Annotated in this window: 15 protein-coding genes; 11 read left to right on the forward strand and 4 right to left on the reverse strand. The window is 64.0% G+C overall.

Going from position 1 to position 19,379, the window contains the following annotated elements; translation table 11 throughout:
- The first annotated feature begins 7 nt into the window (after positions 1–7).
- On the forward strand, positions 8–592 hold the full coding sequence (locus VGO12_RS32080; RefSeq protein ID WP_327516780.1) for a hypothetical protein: 585 nt from the start codon (positions 8–10) through the stop codon (positions 590–592).
- Between the two features lie 40 nt (positions 593–632).
- Here VGO12_RS32080 and pgi read toward each other — a convergent pair whose 3' ends face one another.
- Both pgi and VGO12_RS32090 read right to left on the reverse strand, forming a co-directional pair.
- Positions 633–2,258, reverse strand: coding sequence for a glucose-6-phosphate isomerase (pgi, locus tag VGO12_RS32085; protein WP_327516781.1), 1,626 nt, complete (start codon positions 2,256–2,258; stop codon positions 633–635).
- A gap of 138 nt (positions 2,259–2,396) precedes the next feature.
- Positions 2,397–4,097: a long-chain fatty acid--CoA ligase gene (locus VGO12_RS32090; RefSeq protein ID WP_327516782.1), complete on the reverse strand. Its 1,701-nt coding sequence runs from the start codon at positions 4,095–4,097 to the stop codon at positions 2,397–2,399.
- A 350-nt stretch (positions 4,098–4,447) separates the two neighbouring features.
- On the opposite strand from VGO12_RS32090, the gene VGO12_RS32095 reads away from it, so the two are divergent.
- The 8 genes from VGO12_RS32095 to VGO12_RS32130 all read left to right on the forward strand — a co-directional run bounded on the left by VGO12_RS32095 (position 4,448) and on the right by VGO12_RS32130 (position 15,411).
- On the forward strand, positions 4,448–5,671 hold the full coding sequence (locus tag VGO12_RS32095) for an MFS transporter (RefSeq protein ID WP_327516783.1): 1,224 nt from the start codon (positions 4,448–4,450) through the stop codon (positions 5,669–5,671).
- Between the two features lie 186 nt (positions 5,672–5,857).
- Entirely contained in the window at positions 5,858–7,018 is a 1,161-nt protein-coding gene (locus VGO12_RS32100; RefSeq protein WP_327516785.1) for an AI-2E family transporter, read from the forward strand.
- Positions 7,019–7,421: 403 nt separating this feature from the next.
- Positions 7,422–7,508, forward strand: coding sequence for a K(+)-transporting ATPase subunit F (gene kdpF, locus VGO12_RS32105; protein WP_057248082.1), 87 nt, complete (start codon positions 7,422–7,424; stop codon positions 7,506–7,508).
- A gap of 81 nt (positions 7,509–7,589) precedes the next feature.
- A complete protein-coding gene (kdpA, locus tag VGO12_RS32110) occupies positions 7,590–9,299 on the forward strand; it encodes a potassium-transporting ATPase subunit KdpA (RefSeq protein WP_327516786.1) in 1,710 nt (569 codons plus the stop codon).
- A gap of 14 nt (positions 9,300–9,313) precedes the next feature.
- The gene (gene kdpB, locus VGO12_RS32115; protein WP_327516787.1) at positions 9,314–11,431 is read left to right on the forward strand and encodes a potassium-transporting ATPase subunit KdpB; all 2,118 of its coding nucleotides are present in this window, start codon (positions 9,314–9,316) and stop codon (positions 11,429–11,431) included.
- 2 nt (positions 11,432–11,433) lie between these two features.
- Positions 11,434–12,003, forward strand: coding sequence for a potassium-transporting ATPase subunit KdpC (gene kdpC / locus VGO12_RS32120; protein ID WP_327516788.1), 570 nt, complete (start codon positions 11,434–11,436; stop codon positions 12,001–12,003).
- A gap of 22 nt (positions 12,004–12,025) precedes the next feature.
- Entirely contained in the window at positions 12,026–14,722 is a 2,697-nt protein-coding gene (locus VGO12_RS32125; RefSeq protein WP_327516789.1) for a sensor histidine kinase KdpD, read from the forward strand.
- Positions 14,719–15,411: a response regulator gene (locus VGO12_RS32130; protein WP_327516790.1), complete on the forward strand. Its 693-nt coding sequence runs from the start codon at positions 14,719–14,721 to the stop codon at positions 15,409–15,411. Before VGO12_RS32125 ends, VGO12_RS32130 begins: the two co-directional genes overlap by 4 nt.
- A gap of 33 nt (positions 15,412–15,444) precedes the next feature.
- Here the strand turns inward: VGO12_RS32130 and VGO12_RS32135 are convergent, their stop codons facing one another.
- Both VGO12_RS32135 and ampC read right to left on the reverse strand, forming a co-directional pair.
- A complete protein-coding gene (locus VGO12_RS32135; protein WP_327516791.1) occupies positions 15,445–16,653 on the reverse strand; it encodes an alpha/beta hydrolase in 1,209 nt (402 codons plus the stop codon).
- A 260-nt stretch (positions 16,654–16,913) separates the two neighbouring features.
- The gene (gene ampC, locus VGO12_RS32140) at positions 16,914–18,086 is read right to left on the reverse strand and encodes a class C beta-lactamase (RefSeq protein WP_327516792.1); all 1,173 of its coding nucleotides are present in this window, start codon (positions 18,084–18,086) and stop codon (positions 16,914–16,916) included.
- A 504-nt stretch (positions 18,087–18,590) separates the two neighbouring features.
- Between ampC and VGO12_RS32145 the strand changes: the two genes are divergently transcribed.
- Together VGO12_RS32145 and VGO12_RS32150 are read left to right on the forward strand one after the other, a co-directional pair.
- Complete coding sequence (locus VGO12_RS32145; RefSeq protein WP_327516793.1) at positions 18,591–18,842, forward strand: glycine zipper 2TM domain-containing protein; 252 nt, start codon at positions 18,591–18,593, stop codon at positions 18,840–18,842.
- 19 nt (positions 18,843–18,861) lie between these two features.
- On the forward strand, positions 18,862–19,212 hold the full coding sequence (locus VGO12_RS32150) for an EF-hand domain-containing protein (RefSeq protein WP_327516794.1): 351 nt from the start codon (positions 18,862–18,864) through the stop codon (positions 19,210–19,212).
- Positions 19,213–19,379: the final 167 nt, after the last annotated feature.

Raw genomic sequence — 19,379 nt, forward strand, 5'->3', positions numbered from 1 at the left:
ATGCTGCGTGCCGCTTCGTTTTTTCAAGAATCCCTGTCTTTTCCTGCTGTTGAACGCCCTTGCGGCCTGCGCTGCGCTGAATGTCGGTTCCATCGACGCAGTGACGAAACGCGACCCGACGACGGCCGATCCGGCCGATCTGCGCGTGGCGATCATCGTGCCGAAAGAGCTGGTCCTAAGACGTGGCGACGCGACGCTCGGGCTTTCCAGGCGGGAGGCAGGCTTGGATACGGAGAATCTCGCCTGGTCGCTCGACGTACAGGCGGGCGGCGCGTCCGATCGTTCCGTAAAGGACAGTGTGTCTTCGGGAGAGGCGCTCTACGTTCTCGCGCTGACCGGGGCGGATGCCGTTCGTCTGCGGGAATTCCAGCGGAAGAGCGCGGCCGGCAAGCCCGCAGAGCGCGGCAGCCTTTCGGTCAATTTTTCCGGCGGCTGCTGGCGCGGCCCTTTCCCGGCCGGGCGCAAGGTGACGATCAACCTATGGATGCAGACAGCGCCGGGCGCGGACTATTTCCCGGTGCTGTCGAACCTTGATCTGATGCGTGTGCTGAGCCAGGCAAAGGTTACGGCGCTACCGGCGTGCACGGCGTGAACCGGGGAGGGCGAAACGCGCCTCCCCGCACGGACGATGGTCAGCGTGCCGCCTTCAAGAGAGCCGCAACAAGGCCCGCCGTCGAGCTGTCGTGTCCCGCAGCGCTTTCCTTGCCTTCGACCACCGGCAGCAGGCCGGTCGCCAGTTCCTTGCCAAGCTCCACGCCCCATTGGTCGAAGGAGTTGATGTTGAAGAGGGCGCCTTCGACGAAGACGCGGTGCTCGTAAAGCGCGATCAGGCGGCCGAGCGCGAAGGGGTCGAGCTGGTCGTAGACCATCGTCAGCGACGGACGATTGCCGGTAAAGACGCGGTGCGGCGCGATTCTGTCGGCCTTGGCGTCTGCCATGCCCTTGGCGGTCAGCTGCGCCTTGGCTTCGGCGAGCGTGCGGCCCTTCATCAGCGCTTCGGACTGCGCCAGGCAATTGGCGATCAGCAGTTCGTGCTGGTGGCGCAGGTTCTTCTCATGGCCATTGGCGGCGATCATGAATTCGGCCGGAATGGTGTCGGTGCCCTGGTGGATCAGCTGGTAGAAGGCGTGCTGGCCGTTGGTGCCGGGCTCGCCCCACACGACCGGTCCGGTCGAATATTCGACCGGGGTGCTGTCGAGCGTCACAGCCTTGCCGTTCGATTCCATGTCGAGCTGCTGCAGGTAGGCCGGGAAGCGCGACAGGCGCTGGTCGTAGGGCAGGATCGCGCGCGAGGGATAACCAAGGACGTTGCGGTGGTAGAAGCCGATAAGGCCGAGCAGCACCGGGATGTTCTGGCGCAGCGGTGCCGTGCGGAAGTGCTCGTCGATGGCGTGGCCGCCATCGAGGAAACGACCGAAATTCTCCTTGCCGATGGCGATCATCAGCGGCAGGCCGATGGCCGACCAGATCGAATAGCGACCGCCGACCCAGTCCCAGAAGCCGAAGACGCGGGCCTGGTCGATGCCGAAGGAGGCGACCTTGTCGAGCGCCGTGGAGACGGCGGCGAAGTGATGGCCGACCGCGGCCTCGCCGAGCTTGCCGGCGATGAAGGCGCGGGCAGTTGCGGCATTGGTCATGGTCTCGATGGTGGTGAATGTCTTCGAGGCGACGATGAACAGGGACGTTTCCGGATCGACCAGCTTCAGCGTGTCGGCGATGTGGGCGCCGTCGATATTGGAGACGAAGTGCAGGCGCGGCCCGTCATGGAAAGGGGCAAGGGCGAGGGTGGCCATCACGGGGCCGAGGTCTGAACCGCCGATGCCGATGTTGATGACGTCGGTGATCTTCTTGCCGGTCGCACCTTTGAGCGCGCCCGAGCGGATGCCGTCGGCAAAGGCGCCCATGGCGGCTAGCACGCCATTGACGTCAGGCATCACATCCTTGCCATCGACGATGACCGGCTTGTTGCCGCGGTTGCGCAGCGCCGTGTGCAGCACGGCCCGCTCCTCGGTGATGTTGATGATGTCGCCGCGGAACATCGCGTCACGCTTTTCCTCGACCTTGGCGGCCTGGGCGAGCGCTTCGAGCCCGTCGAGCACCTTGTCGTTGACGGCGCATTTCGAATAGTCGAACAGGAGGTCGCCGAGCGTCGTGCTGAAGCGCTGAAAGCGCGTCGCATCGCTGGCGAAGGCAGCGCGGATATCGGTTGCGTTGGTCTCAGAGGCGGTTGCTTTGAGTTGATCGACAAGCGCTTTCATCGCGGGACTCCTTGGTCGGACAGTGTGTCGGACAATCGCCTGCGTAGCTATTCGCTTTAAGCCACTCAAATCAAGCCCGCAAAACCGCCAAAGCGGCGGTTTTCAGGATTTTTTAAATCGTTTGAAATTCGCAGTACTTTACCCGCGAAGGTCCTTGCGCAGGATCTTGCCGACATTGGTTTTCGGCAGTTCGGTGCGGAACTCGACAAAACGCGGACGCTTGTAGTTGGTGAGGTTGGCAGCGCAATGGCGCTTGACTTCCTCTTCCGTCAGCGACGCGTCCTTCTTCACCACGAACAGCTTCACCGCCTCGCCGGAATGTTCGTCCGGGATGCCGATTGCCGCGCATTCGAGAATGCCGGGGTGGGTCATCGCCACCTCCTCGATCTCGTTCGGGAAGACGTTGAAGCCCGAGACCAGGATCATGTCCTTCTTGCGGTCGACGATCTTGACGTATCCGTCGGCATTCATGAAGCCGATGTCGCCGGAGCGGAAGAAGCCGTCGGGCGAGATCGCCTTGGCGGTTTCATCGGGCCGCTGCCAGTAGCCGGACATCACCTGCGGGCCACGGATGCAGATCTCGCCGACCTCGCCGACAGCCAGCGTATTGCCCTGGTCGTCGCGGATCTCGACGTCGGTCGAGGGGATCGGCATGCCGATCGTACCGGTAAATTCCGTGGCGTCGAGAATGTTGGCCGTTGCCACCGGCGAGGTCTCCGACAGCCCGTAGCCTTCGGCGATCGAGCAGCCGGTCATCTGTTTCCAGCGTTCGGCGACCGGCCTCTGAATGGCCATGCCGCCGCCGAAGGTCAGCATCAGCGACGAGAAGTCGAGCTTCTGGAACTCCACATTGTTCATCAGCGCGTTGAACAGCGTGTTGAGGCCGGGGAAGACATTGGTCTTGTACTTGCCCAGTTCCTTGACGAAGCCGGGAATGTCGCGCGGATTGGGGATCAGGATATTGTTGCCACCGGTGGCAAGGCCCATCAGCGAATTCACCGTCAGCGCGAAGATGTGGTAGAGCGGCAGCGCGCACATGAAGACGAGATTGTCCGGCCGTGCTCTCGAGCGGAACGCCGTCTCGAACCAGATTTCCATCTGCGCCATGTTCGACAGCAGGTTCGAGTGGGTCAGCGTGGCGCCCTTCGAAACCCCGGTCGTGCCGCCAGTATACTGCAGGAAGGCGACATCGCTCGGGGCGACGTTCGGCTTCGTCAGCTGGGTGCGCCCGCCCTTGGCAAGCACGTCCCTGAACGAGAGGTGGCCGGGGATCGACCAGGCGGGAACGAGTTTCTTGACGCGGCGCACCACCAGGTTGACGATCGCGCCCTTGAGGCCAAGCATGTCACCCATCGTCGCGACGACGACGTGCTTGACGGCGGTCTTTTCGACCACCTGCTGCACCGTGTGCGCGAAGTTCTCCAGAACGAAGATCGCCTTGGCGCCGGAATCGGTCAGCTGGTGCTGCAACTCACGCGGCGTATAGAGCGGGTTGACGTTGACCACGGTGAAGCCGGCGCGCAGGATCCCGTAGACGATCACCGGGTTCTGCAGGATGTTCGGCATCATCACCGCGACCCGGTCGCCCTTGGCAAGGCCGAGGGACTGGAGCCAGGAGCCGATCCGGGCGGACTGGGCGTTGAGGTCGGCATAGCTGAGCGTCTTGCCCATGCAGGTAAAGGCCGGGCGGTTCGAATAGCGGGCGACGGCATGATCGAAGAATTCGCCGATCGATTTGTAGGGCAGGGGGCCGATCTCGGCCGCAATTCCGGTCGGATACGACTTCAGCCAGATCTTGCCTGGGCTGATACCCGCGTGTTGTGTGCTGACTTCCGCCATGACCTCTCTCCCTTGGTCGCCACAGGCTGGCCTGCTCGCGGCCTGAGAAAATCCCTCCCGATCCTCTCATGCCGATGAAGATGATGCTTTTGCGACACCTCTTCAAGCTGAGATTCGGGATTATATAACTTTGACGTAAACGTCAACCGAGCTTACGGTTAACCGGCGCCGCCGACGCCTGCGAAAAAGTATGACGAGAACGGCAAAAGCTTTGCGTGTCGCCGGAAAAGCCTGTATTGCATTGCAGCATATTCCGGTTGGTCCAAGCCAACGTCCGCCGACATTTCCCCCAGGTTTTTCTCCGCTCCACGTGGGCCGGACGACGCTGGTCATTGCCCATGAGTGAGCCCATGTCTGACGAAGCCCTTTCCTCCTCCATCGCGCCGCGCCGCGCCCGCGTTTCTGCCGCCGAAGTGGCGCTTGCGGTTGGCGGCTTCGGCATCGGCACCGGCGAATTTGCCATCATGGGGCTTCTGCCGCAGGTGGCCGACGACGTCGCGGTTTCGGTGCCCAGGGCAGGCGCCGTCATCAGCGCCTATGCGCTTGGCGTCGTCGTCGGCGCGCCGCTGATTGCGGTGCTCGCCGCCCGCTTCTCGCGCTTCCGCCTGTTGCTGGCACTGATGCTGATCTTCGCCATCGGCAATTTCGCAAGCGCGATGGCGCCCGATTTCTACACCCTGGTCGCCGCCCGCTTCTTCGCCGGTCTTCCCCATGGCGCCTATTTCGGCGTTGCCGCCCTGGTCGCCGCCGGCCTTGCAGCTCCCCACCAGCGGGCGCGCGCCGTCGGCCGGGTGATGATGGGGTTGACGATCGCGACCCTTTTCGGCACGCCGCTCGTTGCCTGGTTCGGCCAGGCGCTTGGCTGGCGCTCGGCCTTTGCGATCGTCGGCGCGATCAGTCTCTTGACCATGGCGCTCACCTTCGTCCACGTGCCGCGCGATGCCGGCAATCCGAAAGCGACGCCGCTTCGCGAACTGAGCGCCCTCGGCAAGCTGCAGGTCTGGCTGATGCTCGGCATCTGCGCCATCGGCTGTGGCGGTATGTTCGCGGTCTTCAGCTACATCACGCCGGCCCTGACCGAGGTGGCGGGCGTTTCGCTCGCCAATGTGCCGATCATGCTGTCGGTGTTCGGCGCGGGCATGATCCTCGGCAACATCGTCGGTGCGCGGCTCGCCGACTGGGCGCTGCTGCCAGCGATCGGCATCGCCATCGCCTTCAACATCTTCGCCTATGTGCTGTTCTATTTCACCATGGGCAATCCGTGGATCGCCATCCTCAACGTTCTCCTCATCGGCGGCGGTTTCGCGGTCGTGCCCGGCGTGCAGACACGATTGATGGACGTGGCCGGCGAGGCGCAGACGCTGGCGGCAGCACTCAGCCACTCCGCCTTCAACCTTGCCAACGCGCTCGGCGCCTGGCTTGGCGGCGCGTCGATCGCTGCCGGCTACGGCTGGACGTCGACCGGCCTCGTCGGCGCGATCCTCGGTGTTGCCGGTTTCGGCATCTTCCTCGGGTCGGTTTTCGTCGACCGTGCCCAGGCGGCAGGCATGCACGCCAAACCTGCGGCGGAATGACCGAACCCCGGAAAGAAAGCCACGGGATCTTGATCCCCCCTATATTTTTCTGTCATCTCCCGCCGCTAGCGTCGCTTCCGGCCCTGAAACTACCGTAAAGCAGGGGCAAAGGGCAGCGCGTGGCGCCTGAGAGGCTGGCAAGGCCTCGGGTTTGTTGTAAACTCGTCGAAAGACGGAGGATCATTGGTGCAGTTGGGCAATCGCGAACGAGAAAACTTTGCCGTGGAGCCGCGGCTCCTCGGTCAGACGGCGATTTCGCGCCATGCCCTCGTCGGACCCATGACCGCCGCGCGCTGGATGCTGGTCTTCGTTCTGCTTGCCGGTGTTTACTTCTTCCACGGTTTCGTCGTGCCGGTGCTGGCTGCGGTCGTCATCGGTTTTGCCAGCTGGCCGATCTATCGCCGGCTGCTTGCAGCCGTGAACGGCAACCGTACGCTCGCTGCGACCATCGCCATCGTCAGTGTCGTTTCCTTCATCGTCGTGCCGATCTCGATCGCCGCGGTCTACGCGGTCGACGAAGTGCGCGACTGGGTGGTCTGGGCCGTCGAAACCAATGCCAATGGCGCGGTCGTACCCGCCTGGCTCTCGAGCATTCCGATCGCCGGCGTCTGGCTCGGCGAGCAGTGGGTGAAGCATGTCGGGCATCCCGGCGCACTCGGCGAACTCGTGCAGCTGGTCAGCGGATCCAACATCGGCAACATCTATCGCGGCGTGCTCGTCGTCGGCGCCTCGACGTTCCATGCCTTCCTGACCTTGCTGTTCATGCTGATCACGCTGTTCTTCGTCTATCGTGACGGACAGTCCTTCTCCGGCCAGCTCGACCGCCTCGGCGAACGTATCTTCCCGATGCGCTGGGAGCGGCTGTCGCGCGTCGTGCCGTTGACGATCAGCTCGACGGTCACCGGCATGGGCATCATCGCAATCGGCGAGGGCATCGTGCTCGGTGTCGCCTACTGGCTGGCCGGCGTGCCGTCGCCGGTCACGCTCGGCATCATCACCGGCCTGATGGCGTTGATACCGGGCGGTGCGCCGCTTTGCTTCACGCTGGTCTCGGTCTATCTGGTCGCCAGCGGCTCGCCCATTCACGGCATGGCGCTCTTCACCTGGGGCACGACCGAGCTCTTCATCGTCGACAAGACCCTGCGTCCGCGCCTTGTCGGCGGCCCGATCAAGCTGCCGTTCCTGCCGACCTTCTTCGGCCTTGTCGGCGGCGTGAAGACCATGGGCTTCCTCGGTCTCTTCGTCGGCCCGGTGCTGATGGCGCTGCTCGTTGCCATCTGGCGCGAGTGGATGCGCGAAGTCACCGCTCCGACCGAAACGACGGTCAACCACATCATCAAGGGCTGAGGCGAAGACGTCTCGGCCGCTGCCGTCGAGCCCACCTGCGTGACGTCAAAACGGCGATAGCAACATCTGTCTTGCCTGGCGCAGGTTCGCCGCAGCGCGCCGAATTTCCGGATGTCCTGCCACCCGACCGCTTCGGGTCCGGCCGTTGAACACGCCCGCCCGCCGTGCGGGTGACCGGTCCCCTTGAAGGCACCACGAGCGGGCCGCCGGGCGTCTTTACACTTTCCTTATGCCCCCTCCCAACCATCGCAATCGATAATTGACCCGCTGAGGATGCAAGATCCGGACTTCAACAGTCCGGAGAATTCGCATGTCCGATGTTCTTTTCCTTGCCGCCGGCATCGGCGGCTTTGTCGTGTTTGCGCTTTATGCGCGCGCGCTCAGCCGTCTCTAGGAGGCCCCGATGTTCGAAGCCCTGATCGGTCTTGCCGTCGCCGTCGCCCTTGCGGCCTATCTCGTCGTCACCCTCGTTCGCCCGGAACGGTTCTGACGCCCTAGCCAACCAGAAGCGGTCACAGTGAGTTTGGGCCGATGCGGCCCAAAGTCGTTGTGATCCAGCGGAGAAATCCTCATGTCTATCATCGGGTGGCTGCAGATCAGCCTCCTCTTCATCGCCGTCCTGATCGTCATCAAGCCGCTGGGGCTTTACATGGCGCGGGTCTTCTCCGGTGAACGCAACGTCTTTTCGCCTGTCCTTGGTCCCGTCGAGCGCGGTCTCTACCTCGCCGCCGGCGTCGATCCGAAGAAGGAACAGGGCTGGCTCGCCTATACGATGTCGATGCTCGCCTTCAGTCTTGCCGGCTTCGTCTCGCTCTTTGCGATCCTGAGGCTGCAGGCCTATCTGCCGATGAACCCTCAAGGGTTCGCCGGCATGCCGTCCGACCTTGCCTTCAACACGGCGGTCAGCTTCGTCACCAACACCAACTGGCAGAACTACGGCGGCGAAACCACACTCAGCCATTTCAGCCAGATGGCCGGGCTGACCGTTCACAACTTCGTGTCGGCCGCGACAGGCATTTCCATGGCCCTTGCCGTCACCCGTGCCTTCGCCCGCTCGAACGCCTCGACGGTCGGAAATTTCTGGGTCGATCTCACCCGTTCGACCCTTTATGTCCTCTTGCCGATCGCCGTCGTCATGGCGCTCGCCATGGTCTGGACTGGTCTGCCGCAGACCTTCAACGCCGATCTGACTGCAACGACGCTTGAGGGCGCCAAGCAGACGATTTCGCTCGGCCCAGTCGCAAGCCAGGAGGCGATCAAGCAGCTCGGCACCAATGGCGGCGGCTTCTTCAACGTCAATGCCGCCCATCCGTTCGAGAACCCGACGGCTTTTTCCAACTACCTCAACATCTTCGCGATGCTTTCGATCTCCGCGGCGCTGGTCTACGCCTTCGGCCAGATGGTCGGTAACCGCCGCCAGGGCTGGGCCTTCATCGCCGTTACGGGTGTCCTCCTGATTTCGGGCGTCGCGATCGTCTACTGGGCGGAAGCGCAGGGCAATCCGATCCTGACCGCGCTCGGCCTCGATGCCGCCCAGGGCAACATGGAAGGCAAGGAAGTCCGCTTCGGCCAGGCGATGACGGCGCTCTATGCGGCAGTCACAACCGGCCTGTCGGACGGCGGTGTCAACGGCATGCACGGCTCGCTGACAGGTCTCGGCGGTCTCGTGCCGATGTTCCTGATGCAGCTCGGCGAGGTTCTTCCCGGTGGCGTCGGCTCCGGTCTCTACGGCATGGTGGTCTTTGCCATCCTTGCCGTCTTCGTCGCCGGCCTGATGGTCGGCCGTACGCCGGAATTGCTCGGCAAGAAGATCGAAAGCCGCGAGATGAAATACGCGATGTTCGCGGTCCTCATCCTGCCGGTGACGATCCTCGGCTTTGCCGCCGTCTCCGCCATGCTGCCCTTTGCCGTCGCAAGTATCGGTACCGCCGGCCCGCACGGCCTGTCGGAAATCCTCTATGCCTTCACGTCGGCTGCCGGCAACAACGGCTCGGCTTTCGGCGGCCTCACCGGCAACACGCCCTGGTACAACACGACGCTGGGTCTCGCGATGCTGCTCGGCCGCTTTGCTTACGCCATTCCGGTCATGGCGATCGCCGGCTCGATTGCGGTCAAGACCCGTGTTCCGGCCTCCAAGGGCACGTTCCCGACCGACACGCCGCTCTTCATCGGCCTGCTCGTCGGCATCATCCTCATTCTCGGCGGGCTGCAGTTCTTCCCGGCGCTCGCTCTTGGTCCCATCGTCGAGCATTTCTCGATGCTTGCCGGTCAGACCTTCTAAAGGAAATCGACATCATGTCTTCCAAACCCGTCGCTCCGAGTTTTCTGGACCCGGCCATCCTGCTGCCGGCGATCAAGGCGGCCTTCGTCAAGCTCGATCCGCGCCAGCTGGTGCGCAATCCGGTGATCTTCGTCACCGAGGTTGTCGCCGCCGTGGTCACCTTGCTCTTCATCCGCGACATCGCCACCGGCACGGGCAGCCCGCTGTTTTCCGGGCAGATTGCCGCCTGGCTGTGGTTCACGGTGCTGTTCGCCACCTTTGCAGAGGCCGTCGCCGAAGGGCGCGGCAAGGCGCAGGCCGACAGCCTGCGCCGCACCAAGTCCGAACTGACGGCCCGTAAGCTCGTCTCTGCCGAAGGTCGCGAAACCCAGACGATCCCGGCAACCTCGCTGAAGGTCGGCGACATCGTGCTGGTCGAGGCCGGCGAACTGATCCCCGGTGACGGCGAAGTCGTCGAGGGCGTCGCCTCGGTCAACGAAAGCGCTATCACCGGTGAATCCGCGCCTGTCATCCGGGAGTCGGGCGGCGACCGTTCGGCCGTTACCGGCGGCACCCAGGTGCTCTCCGACTGGATCAAGATCCGCATCGCGGTTGCGCCCGGCAACACCTTCGTCGACCGCATGATCGCGTTGATCGAAGGCGCCCAGCGCCAGAAGACCCCGAACGAGATCGCGCTCTCGATCCTGCTTTCGGGCCTGACGCTGATCTTCCTCGTCGCCGTCGTTACCCTTTGGGGCCTTGCCGGCTACTCTGGCACCGTGCTTTCCGTCACCGTGCTCGCCGCCCTGCTCGTGACGCTGATCCCGACCACCATCGGTGGTCTGCTGTCGGCGATCGGCATTGCCGGCATGGACCGTCTGGTGCGCTTCAACGTGATCGCCACATCCGGCCGCGCCGTCGAGGCGGCTGGTGACGTCGACACGCTGCTGCTCGACAAGACGGGCACGATCACCTTCGGCAACCGCATGGCCGCCGATTTCATGCCGGTTCCCGGTGTGAGCGAGGCGGAACTGGCGGACGCGGCACTGCTTGCGAGCCTTGCCGACGAAACGCCCGAAGGTCGCTCGATCGCAGCGCTTGCGACCGGCGAGTTCGGTCGCCACACGCCCAATGTCTCGCTGCCGGAAGCGGGCAAAAGCGAGGTCGTTGCGCTTGCCGTCGGCGGTGGCGCAAGCCCGGCCGGCAGCACCCGGATCGACGCGGTCATTCCCTTCGCCGCTGAGACGCGCCTTTCAGGCGTCGACTTCGCCGGCCGCCGCCTGCGCAAGGGTGCGGTCGACTCGATCCTGAAGTTCACCGGCATGCGCGACGAGAACGTGCCGAACGAGTTCCGCCGTGCCGTCGACCAGGTGGCGCGCACCGGCGGCACGCCGCTCGCCGTCGCCGACGGCCCGCGCCTGCTCGGCGTCATCCATCTGAAGGACGTTGTGAAACCGGGCATCAAGGAGCGTTTCGCTGCCCTTCGCGCAATGGGTATCCGTACCGTCATGGTCACCGGCGACAACCCGGTCACCGCCGCGGCAATCGCGTCCGAGGCCGGCGTCGACGACTTCCTTGCCGAAGCGACGCCTGAGGACAAGCTTGCCTACATCCGTCGGGAACAGCAGGGCGGTCGCCTGATCGCCATGTGTGGCGACGGCACCAACGATGCGCCGGCGCTTGCCCAGGCCGATGTCGGTGTCGCCATGCAGACCGGCACCCAGGCTGCCCGCGAGGCCGCCAACATGGTCGACCTCGATTCCAGCCCGACCAAGCTCATCGAGATCGTCGAGATCGGCAAGCAGCTGTTGATGACCCGCGGCTCGCTGACGACGTTTTCGATCGCCAACGACGTGGCAAAATACTTCGCCATCATCCCGGCGCTGTTCATCACCACCTATCCGGCGCTGGCAGCCCTCAACGTCATGGGCCTTGCCTCGCCGCAATCGGCGATCCTGTCGGCGGTGATCTTCAATGCGCTGATCATCGTCGCCTTGATCCCGCTGGCGCTGAAGGGCGTCAAATACCGGCCGGTCGGCGCCGCAGCCCTTCTGCGCCGCAACCTGCTCGTCTACGGCCTCGGCGGCATTCTCTTGCCCTTTGCAGGCATCAAGCTCGTCGACCTCGCCGTCAACGCACTCAATCTGGTGTAATCATGTTGAACCAACTTCGCCCCGCCATCGTGATGACCGTGCTTCTCACGCTCATCACCGGCCTTGCCTATCCCTTCGCCATCACCGGCGCCTCCCAGGTGCTGATGCCGGCCCAGGCAAACGGCAGCCTCATCGAGAAGGACGGCGCGCTGATCGGCTCCGAGCTGATCGGCCAGAACTTCACGTCGGAAAAGTACTTCTGGCCGCGCCCGTCAGCGACCGGGCCGGACGCCTACAATGCCGGCGCCTCGAGCGGCTCCAACCTCGGCACCACCTCGGTCAAGCTTAAGGATCGCGTCGCCGCCGATATCGAGCGCCTGAAGGCGTCCGGCGTCGCGGGGGCAATCCCGGCTGATGCGGCAACGACATCCGGCTCGGGCCTCGACCCGCACATCACGCCGGCCTTCGCCGAAGCCCAGGTCGCCCGTGTTGCCAAGGCGCGGGGCCTGAGCGAAGCGGATGTCGCAGCCCTGCTCGCCAAGGCAACCGAGGATCGGTTGTTTGGGGTCGTAGGCGAGCCGCGCGTCAATGTGCTAGAACTGAACCTCGCCCTTGATGCGCCCCGAACCTGACCCTTCACGCCCGAGACCATGAATGCCCGACAGTGATCGCGACGCCAAAAGTCGCCCCGACCCAGATGCGCTCTTGGCCCTTGCGGCGCAGGATCGCCGAGGGAAACTGACCGTTTTTCTCGGCGCAGCCCCTGGTGTCGGAAAGACCTATGCGATGCTGACGCGGGCGCGCCGCCTGAAACAGGATGGCGTCGATATCGTCATCGGGCTCGTCGAGACGCACGGGCGCGGCGAGACCGCCGCACTGGTCGAAGGCCTCGAAATCCTGCCGCGCCGCGATGTGAACCATCGCGGCCGCGTGCTTTCCGAGTTCGACCTCGATGCCGCCCTTGCCCGACGGCCGAAGATCATCGTCGTCGACGAACTTGCCCACAGCAATCCGGCCGAAAGCCGGCACCCCAAGCGCTACCAGGACATCGAGGAACTGATCGCCGCCGGCATCGATGTCTGGACCGCGCTCAACATCCAGCACCTGGAAAGTCTGGCCGACGTCGTTGCGCAGATCGCCGGCGTTCCGGTGCGCGAACGGGTGCCGGATACGGTGCTGAAGCGCGCCGACGAAGTCTTGCTCGTCGACCTGCCGCCGGCCGAACTGATCGAGCGGCTGAAGGAGGGCAAGGTCTACCTTCCCGACAGCGCCAAGCGCGCCACGGACCGCTTCTTCCGCCTCGGCAACCTGACGGCGCTGCGCGAACTGGCGCTTCGCCGCACCGCCGACCGGGTCGACGACCAGATGGTCGACTACCTGAAGCAGAACGCGATTGAAGGGGTCTGGGCAAGTGGCGAGCGTCTGCTCGTCTGCATCGGCCCCGATCCGCTCTCGGAGAAAGTCGTCAGAACCGCAAGCCGGCTCGCCGAAGGCCTGAACGCCCCATGGATCGTCGTCTTCATCGAACGTGCCGACCGCGAGAGCGGCGACGGCGAGGACGTGCGTCGGCTCGACGAAACCTTCCGCCTGGCCGAGCAGCTTGGGGCGGAAACCCGCCGCATCGTCGGCAACGACTTCGTCGAGGAGATCCTGAAGCTCGCGCGTCGCGAACACGCGACCCAGATCGTCATCGGTGCGCGGCGGCAATCCTTCCCGATGCGGTTGTTCCGCCAGTCGCTTCCCGACGCGCTCGCCGAGCGGGTCTCCGGGGTCGGCATCCATCTGGTAACTGATCGCGAGACCGTACCCGCCAAGCGGAAGTCCGCGGTCGAACGGAAACTGCCGCCGGGAACCGGGCGTGCCGTCGCCATCGCCGCCGGTTCGGTCGTCGTGGCCACAGCGGTCGGGCTGCTGCTCGGCCGCTTCGTCGTGCTGCCCAACATCTCGCTGCTCTACCTGCTTGCCGTGCTGGCGTCTGCGACCTATGCCGGTCATATCTCGGCAATTGCAGCGGCGCTGTTTTCGGTGCTTGCCTACAATTTCTTCTTCATCAAGCCGACCGGCACCTTTACGATCGCCGAGCCGCATGAGGTCTTCGCGCTTGTGATCTTCCTGGTCGCAGCGGCCCTTGCCGGCAGCCTTGCGTCGCGGGTGCGTGAACAGGCAAAGGCCGCACGTCAGCGCGCAGCGGCGACCCAGGCGCTTTATGATTTCTCCCGCAAGCTCTCGGGCACCGCCAAGGCCGAAGACGTGCTCTGGGCGGCGGTGACGCAGATGCAGTCGACGCTGAAGCGCAGTTCGGCGCTGCTGTTGCCGGAGGAGGGCGATCTGCGCCTGAAGGCCGCCTGGCCGCCGGACACGGAACTCGACGTCGCCGATGTCATGGCGGCACGTTGGGCGATGGACAAGAGGGAGGCGGCCGGCAACGGTACGGGAACGCTGCCGAACAGCCCCTTTCATTTCCGGCCGCTGACGAGCCCGCACGGCGTCGTCGGCGTCTGCGGCTTCGTCCAGGCGGACAAGCCGCTTGAGATCAACGAGGAACGGGCGCTTTCGGCCATTCTTGACCAGACCGCGATCGCCGTCGACCGGGCGCGGCTGTCGCGCGAAAGTCTCGACCAGGCGGCCAAGCTTGAAGGCGAGCGTTTCCGCGCCGCCCTCCTGTCCTCCATCTCGCATGATCTCAGAACGCCGCTGGCGACCATCACCGGCGCCGTCACCAGCCTTCGCCAACTTGGCGACCGCATGCCGCCGGAAAGCCGCGACGATCTGCTGCAATCGATCGAAGAGGAGGGTGGGCGACTGACACGTTTCGTCGCCAACCTGCTCGACATGACCCGCATCGAGGCCGGCACCGTCAATGCCAAGCGCGATTGGGTCGATGTCGCTGATGCGGTGCGCGCGTCGGTCGACCGGGCCCGCAAGTATTTCCCCGCGCGCGAGATTGAAACCAGCATCGCGCCCGACCTGCCTTTGATGCGCGGCGACAGCGTGCTTCTCGGCCAGGTTCTCTTCAACCTGCTCGACAACGCCAACAAATACGGCGGCGACGAGCCGATCAGCATCTACGCCCGCGCTGACGGCAACGACATCGTGCTGTCGGTGACCGATCTCGGCAAGGGCATTCCACCCAAGGATCTCGAGCAGGTGTTCGAGAAGTTCTTCCGCCGCGGCAAGGCGGATGGCCGCACGCCGGGGACAGGCCTCGGGCTTTCGATCGCGCGCGGCTTCGTCGAGGCCATGGGCGGCCAGATCAAGGCGGAAAGCCCGGCGCTTCGTCGTCGCGGCACGCGCATTTCGATGCGCTTCCCCGCCGCCAAAGCTGAAATATCCGAAAAGGACCGTGCATGAGCGTGGAGCGCATCCTCGTTGTCGACGACGAACCCCAGATCCAACGTTTCCTGAAGCCGGCGTTGAGCGCTGCCGGCTATGATGTGCTGGAGGCTATGACGGGTGCCGAGGCACTGAAGGCGGCGGCGACAGCGGCGCCCGACATCGTCATCCTCGACCTCGGCCTGCCGGATATGGATGGCAAGGAGGTCATTGCAAACCTGCGGGGTTGGTCGCAGGTGCCGATCATCATTCTGTCGGCCCGCGACCGCGAGAGCGAGAAGATCGCGGCCCTCGACCTTGGCGCCGACGACTACATCGAAAAGCCCTTCGGCATCGGCGAGCTGACCGCCCGCATCCGGACCGCACTTCGCCACCGCGTGCAGATGGACGGCGGCCAGACGCAGCTTTCGGCCGATGGCGTGGCGATCGACACGATCAAGCGCGTCGTGACCAAGGACGGCGAGCCGGTGAGGCTGACGCCGAAGGAATACGACCTGCTGGTGATGCTCGCCCATCATGCCGGCCGCGTCGTGACCCACAAGACCTTGCTCACATCGGTCTGGGGCGTGGCCCATGGCGAGGACCTGCATTACCTCCGGGTCTTCATCGGCCAGTTGCGCGGCAAGATCGAGCGCGATCCGGCCGACCCGAAGATCATCCGCACGGAGCCGGGCGTCGGCTACCGCTTCGTCGGCGACGAGGGGTGACCGGCTGCCGGCAAGTTGGCGGCCGGTATTCTGTTACTTGATCTTCACCGGCGTCGGCATGTCGGTTGCCAGCGTTTCTCCGACGACGACCTTCTTCTTCTTCGCCGGCTGCGGGTTTTCGAGGATCGCCACCGGCGCAGAGACCGTAACCGCCGCCACATTGCCGACGTTTCTCGCCGTGCCGGCAACGACCGCTGCGATCCCTGTTCCGACCGAGATGTCGGAATCGGTCAGCGTCTGGCCGGTGGCGAGCCGCGTGCCGATCAGCTGGACGATCTCGGGGCTTTCCGCGAACTTTCCATGGTGCAGGCCGTCCTCAGACTTGACCTTCGTCAGGTCGATGGCAGTGATGCCGGCCCTTTCAAGCTGAGTGCGATAAGGCTCTGCCGACGGGTCGATGGCACCAAGGCGCGAAACGTCACCGGAAATGAAGCTGGACAGGGCCAGTGCACGGTCATCCTGCGAAACGAAGATCGTGAACTTCGGCCGCTTCTTGCCCATTTCCACGAATTGCTTGGCAAAGACGTCGAGGTCGATATCGGGCGAGGCGAGAATGACGTTTTCGATCTTCCGCGGCACGTTGCCGTCGCGAATGCCCATCTGCCGGAGCGACTCCATCGTCAGCCAGGTACCCATGGAGTGGGCGAGGATGGTGATGCTCTTGACCTTCGGCGCATCGGAAAGCTTTTTCAGAATGTCTTCAAGCGCCGTGCGCGAATAGTTCGTGCTTTCCTTGTCGTAATTGTAATCGAAAACATTGGCGCGCGACGGCCAGGTGAAGAGCACCGGCGTCGCCTGGACGTCCGAGTCATGAACGATCTGCGCAAGCCTGTAGACCGAGTCCTCGTAGCGGTTGTTGAAGCCATGCACGAAGACGAAGGCGTTGCCGCCAACATCGTGCTGGACGAACCAGGATTTGGCTTCATCGAGTGTTCTCAGTTCACGCACGCGCGTCACGGCGAATTCCTTCGCCGGATCCGGCGGCAGCTTCTTCGGCCATTGCACCGTGCCCGATTTGCGCACTGTCTCCGGCGGGATCGAAACCGCGACGTCCGTGAGGAAGGTGTTTGCGTCGCGCTCACCGGAAAAAAGCGTTGCCGGATCGCCCGAAGGCTCGCGCGTGGTGGCGACAAGCATGTCGACCGTGGAGGCACCCGGGACCGGAGCGTTGAGCGCGACGGGCGCCATCACCCCTTTGGCGTGACCGCCGCAGCCGGCAAGCACGGCCAGAAGTGCGATCATGCAAACTGTCGTTTTTCCACGCCCCACAGCGCTGCACGCGGATGTACGCAAACCCCACTCAAGCATTGACTGTCCCCGGAATACCTAACCCCATGCCCATCACACAGCGCTTTCGCGAAGGGAAGATGACAACACTCGGAGCTAATATGCAAGCGGGTAGAGGTTGAAGGTTCGCGAGCAGGTTGTCGGCAACGGTCGGAACGCCGGATCAGGCGTCTGCCATCACGCGGCGTTCCGTCGGCGCGCGCGCCGAAAGTCGGCTATTGCGACGAAGCCTTGAGCGCCTCGAGGATCGCGTGCGCTGCCTTGATGCGCTCGGGGATCGGCAGGTTCCGGTTTGCCAGAAGCACGACGCCGATCTTCTCCTCAGGCACGAAGGCGACGTAGCCGCCAAAGCCGTTGGTGGAGCCGGTCTTGTTGTAGAGCGTCGCGCCCTCGGGCTGCTTCGGCGGGGTCAGCGGTTTGACGGCGTGGGCGTCGAGCGCCATGGTGCGGGAGTTGCCGTCGAGCAGCTTTTCCAGCGAAACCGGATAGGGATATTGTTCCCAGCCAAGCCCCTGCACCATCTTGCCGCTGTCGAAATAGCCGATGTGGGTCCCTTCGATGGCCCGCCTTGTGTTTTCGTCAAATGCCGTCGGGTCGATGTTGGCTTCGACGAAGCGGATCATGTCGGCCGCCGATGACTTTACCCCGTAGGCTTCTGCATCGAACATGCCGGGATTGACGCGGATTGGCTTGTCCGCCCTGCCGTAGCCCCAGGCGTAGCTGCTCATCGCGCTCTTCGGAACGGTGACGAAGCTTTGCTTCAGGCCGAGCTTCTGAAAAAGCTCTGTTTCGAGCACATTCCCAAAATCGCCGCCCATCGCCAGCGCTGCCACGTGGCCGAAGAGGCCGATGCTCGGATTGGAATAGCGCCGCTTCGCTCCCGGCCTGGCGTCGGGTTTGAAGGCGCTGAAATAGTCCGTCATGTCGGCGTCGGTCTTGACCGCGTCGGGAAATTGCAGAGGCAGCCCGCCGGCGGTGTAGGTGGCGAGATGGAGCAGGGTCGCCTTGTCGATCGCCGTACCCTTGAGTGCGGGAATGTATTTGCCGGGATGGTCGTCGAACGAGACCTTGCCGAGCACCTCGGCATAGGTGGCCAGTGTCGCGGCGAAGGTCTTGCTGATGGAACCCAGCTCGAACAGCGTGTTCTCGGTCACCGGCGCCTTCGTTTCCCTGGAGGCGACGCCGTAGTTGAGGAAGTAGCGCCGGCCGTCGACCGTGACGGCGACGGCCATGCCTGGCACCTTGTTTTCGCGCATGACCGGGCGGATTGCCTTGTCGATGGCTGCTTCTATCCGCGCGGCTTCGCCGTTCGCAGCCGACGCGGCTGCGGCGAAGGACGCAAAAAGTACAGTAGCAAGGCCTAATTTAATTGTCGTCGTCCTGTTCATTCGATGCGTTCTTTCCTGATGATGCGCTGTCGGTGCCGTCGGGCGGGGGTGGCGGCGGCCGGCAGAGACGATTGCATTCCATCCGCCGTTGCTCCGGTCGCCGAGGGAGTTTTGGAGCGGGCGATCGACGGAACGCGTCAGAGGTAGATTGCCGGTCGCTTGAGGGCAAATGACGATATTTCGAGGCAGGCCCTAGAAAAACTGAGCCAAGGCGATCCATCTCCGCCCTGTTGGCTAGGCGGATTCAAGTGGGCGAACGGGACTGCGTGGAACCGATTGCCAAGTGCAACGTTGTCATTTCTGCTTCCGGGCGGTAGTATTCGCCCGCGGTTTGGGCGGCGTAGTCGCAAGGCCGTCTGTTTTATTCGTGAATTGCTTCTGATCGATCAGAAGTCTTTCTCCCCAGTCCGGGAGCCTATTCGGGAAGTTTATTTGCAATCGACGCCACTCAATGGCGCCTCCGCCGATCTTTGTTGCAATCAGACGGCCATATTGGAGGGTAAAATGAGCAAGCACAGCATCACACTTATTCTTGCCGGCGCCCTTGCCTTGTCCGGGTGCCAGTCCGCCTACGTTTCCAAGTCGGGACCGACCGGCAACGAGTTCGGTTGCATCGCCGGAACCGTCGGCGGCGCGATCGTTGGCGGCCTGATCGGTTCGACAATCGGTTCGGGAACCGGCCAGCTCTGGGCCGTTGGCGGTGGCGCGACGCTTGGCGCGGCGGCCGGCAACGCGCTGACCTGCCGCTATTACTGACAACAACGGAAGGTGCGGGATGAGAAAAATCCTTCTCTTGAGCCTGGCTGCGCTCTGCCAGGTGGGACCGGCGCTCGCGCAGCAGGCGGCGACCATGAATGAGGGCCAGATGACAGCGCTCGACGCCAACAAGGACGGCGCGGTCGATCGGTCCGAATACGAACGCTTCATGACCGCGGCCTTCGCCGGCCTCGACAAGAACAAGGACGGCAGTCTCAGTCCCGACGAAACGAAACAGGCACTGAACGCCCAGCAGTTCGCCGCCACCGACGCCAACAGCGACGGCAAGGTTACCCAGAAGGAATTCCTGGACCGGGTGATGGCCGACTTCAAGACAGCCGACCGAAGCGGTGACGGCGCCTTGAAGTAGCGGCACCTGGCGGCGCGCCACATTGGCGGGTCAGGTGCGGCTGGACGACGGTGCGGCCCGCAGGAGTGCCGGCCGGACATTGGTGGTGCTGCCTGAGCGCGCGCGGCGTCCCGGTCGCGCGCGCCGAATCGTGTCCGGAAACGACACAAGCGACGATCGCCATCGGC

The organism is Ensifer sp., from assembly GCF_035999135.1.
GTDB lineage: Bacteria > Pseudomonadota > Alphaproteobacteria > Rhizobiales > Rhizobiaceae > Ensifer.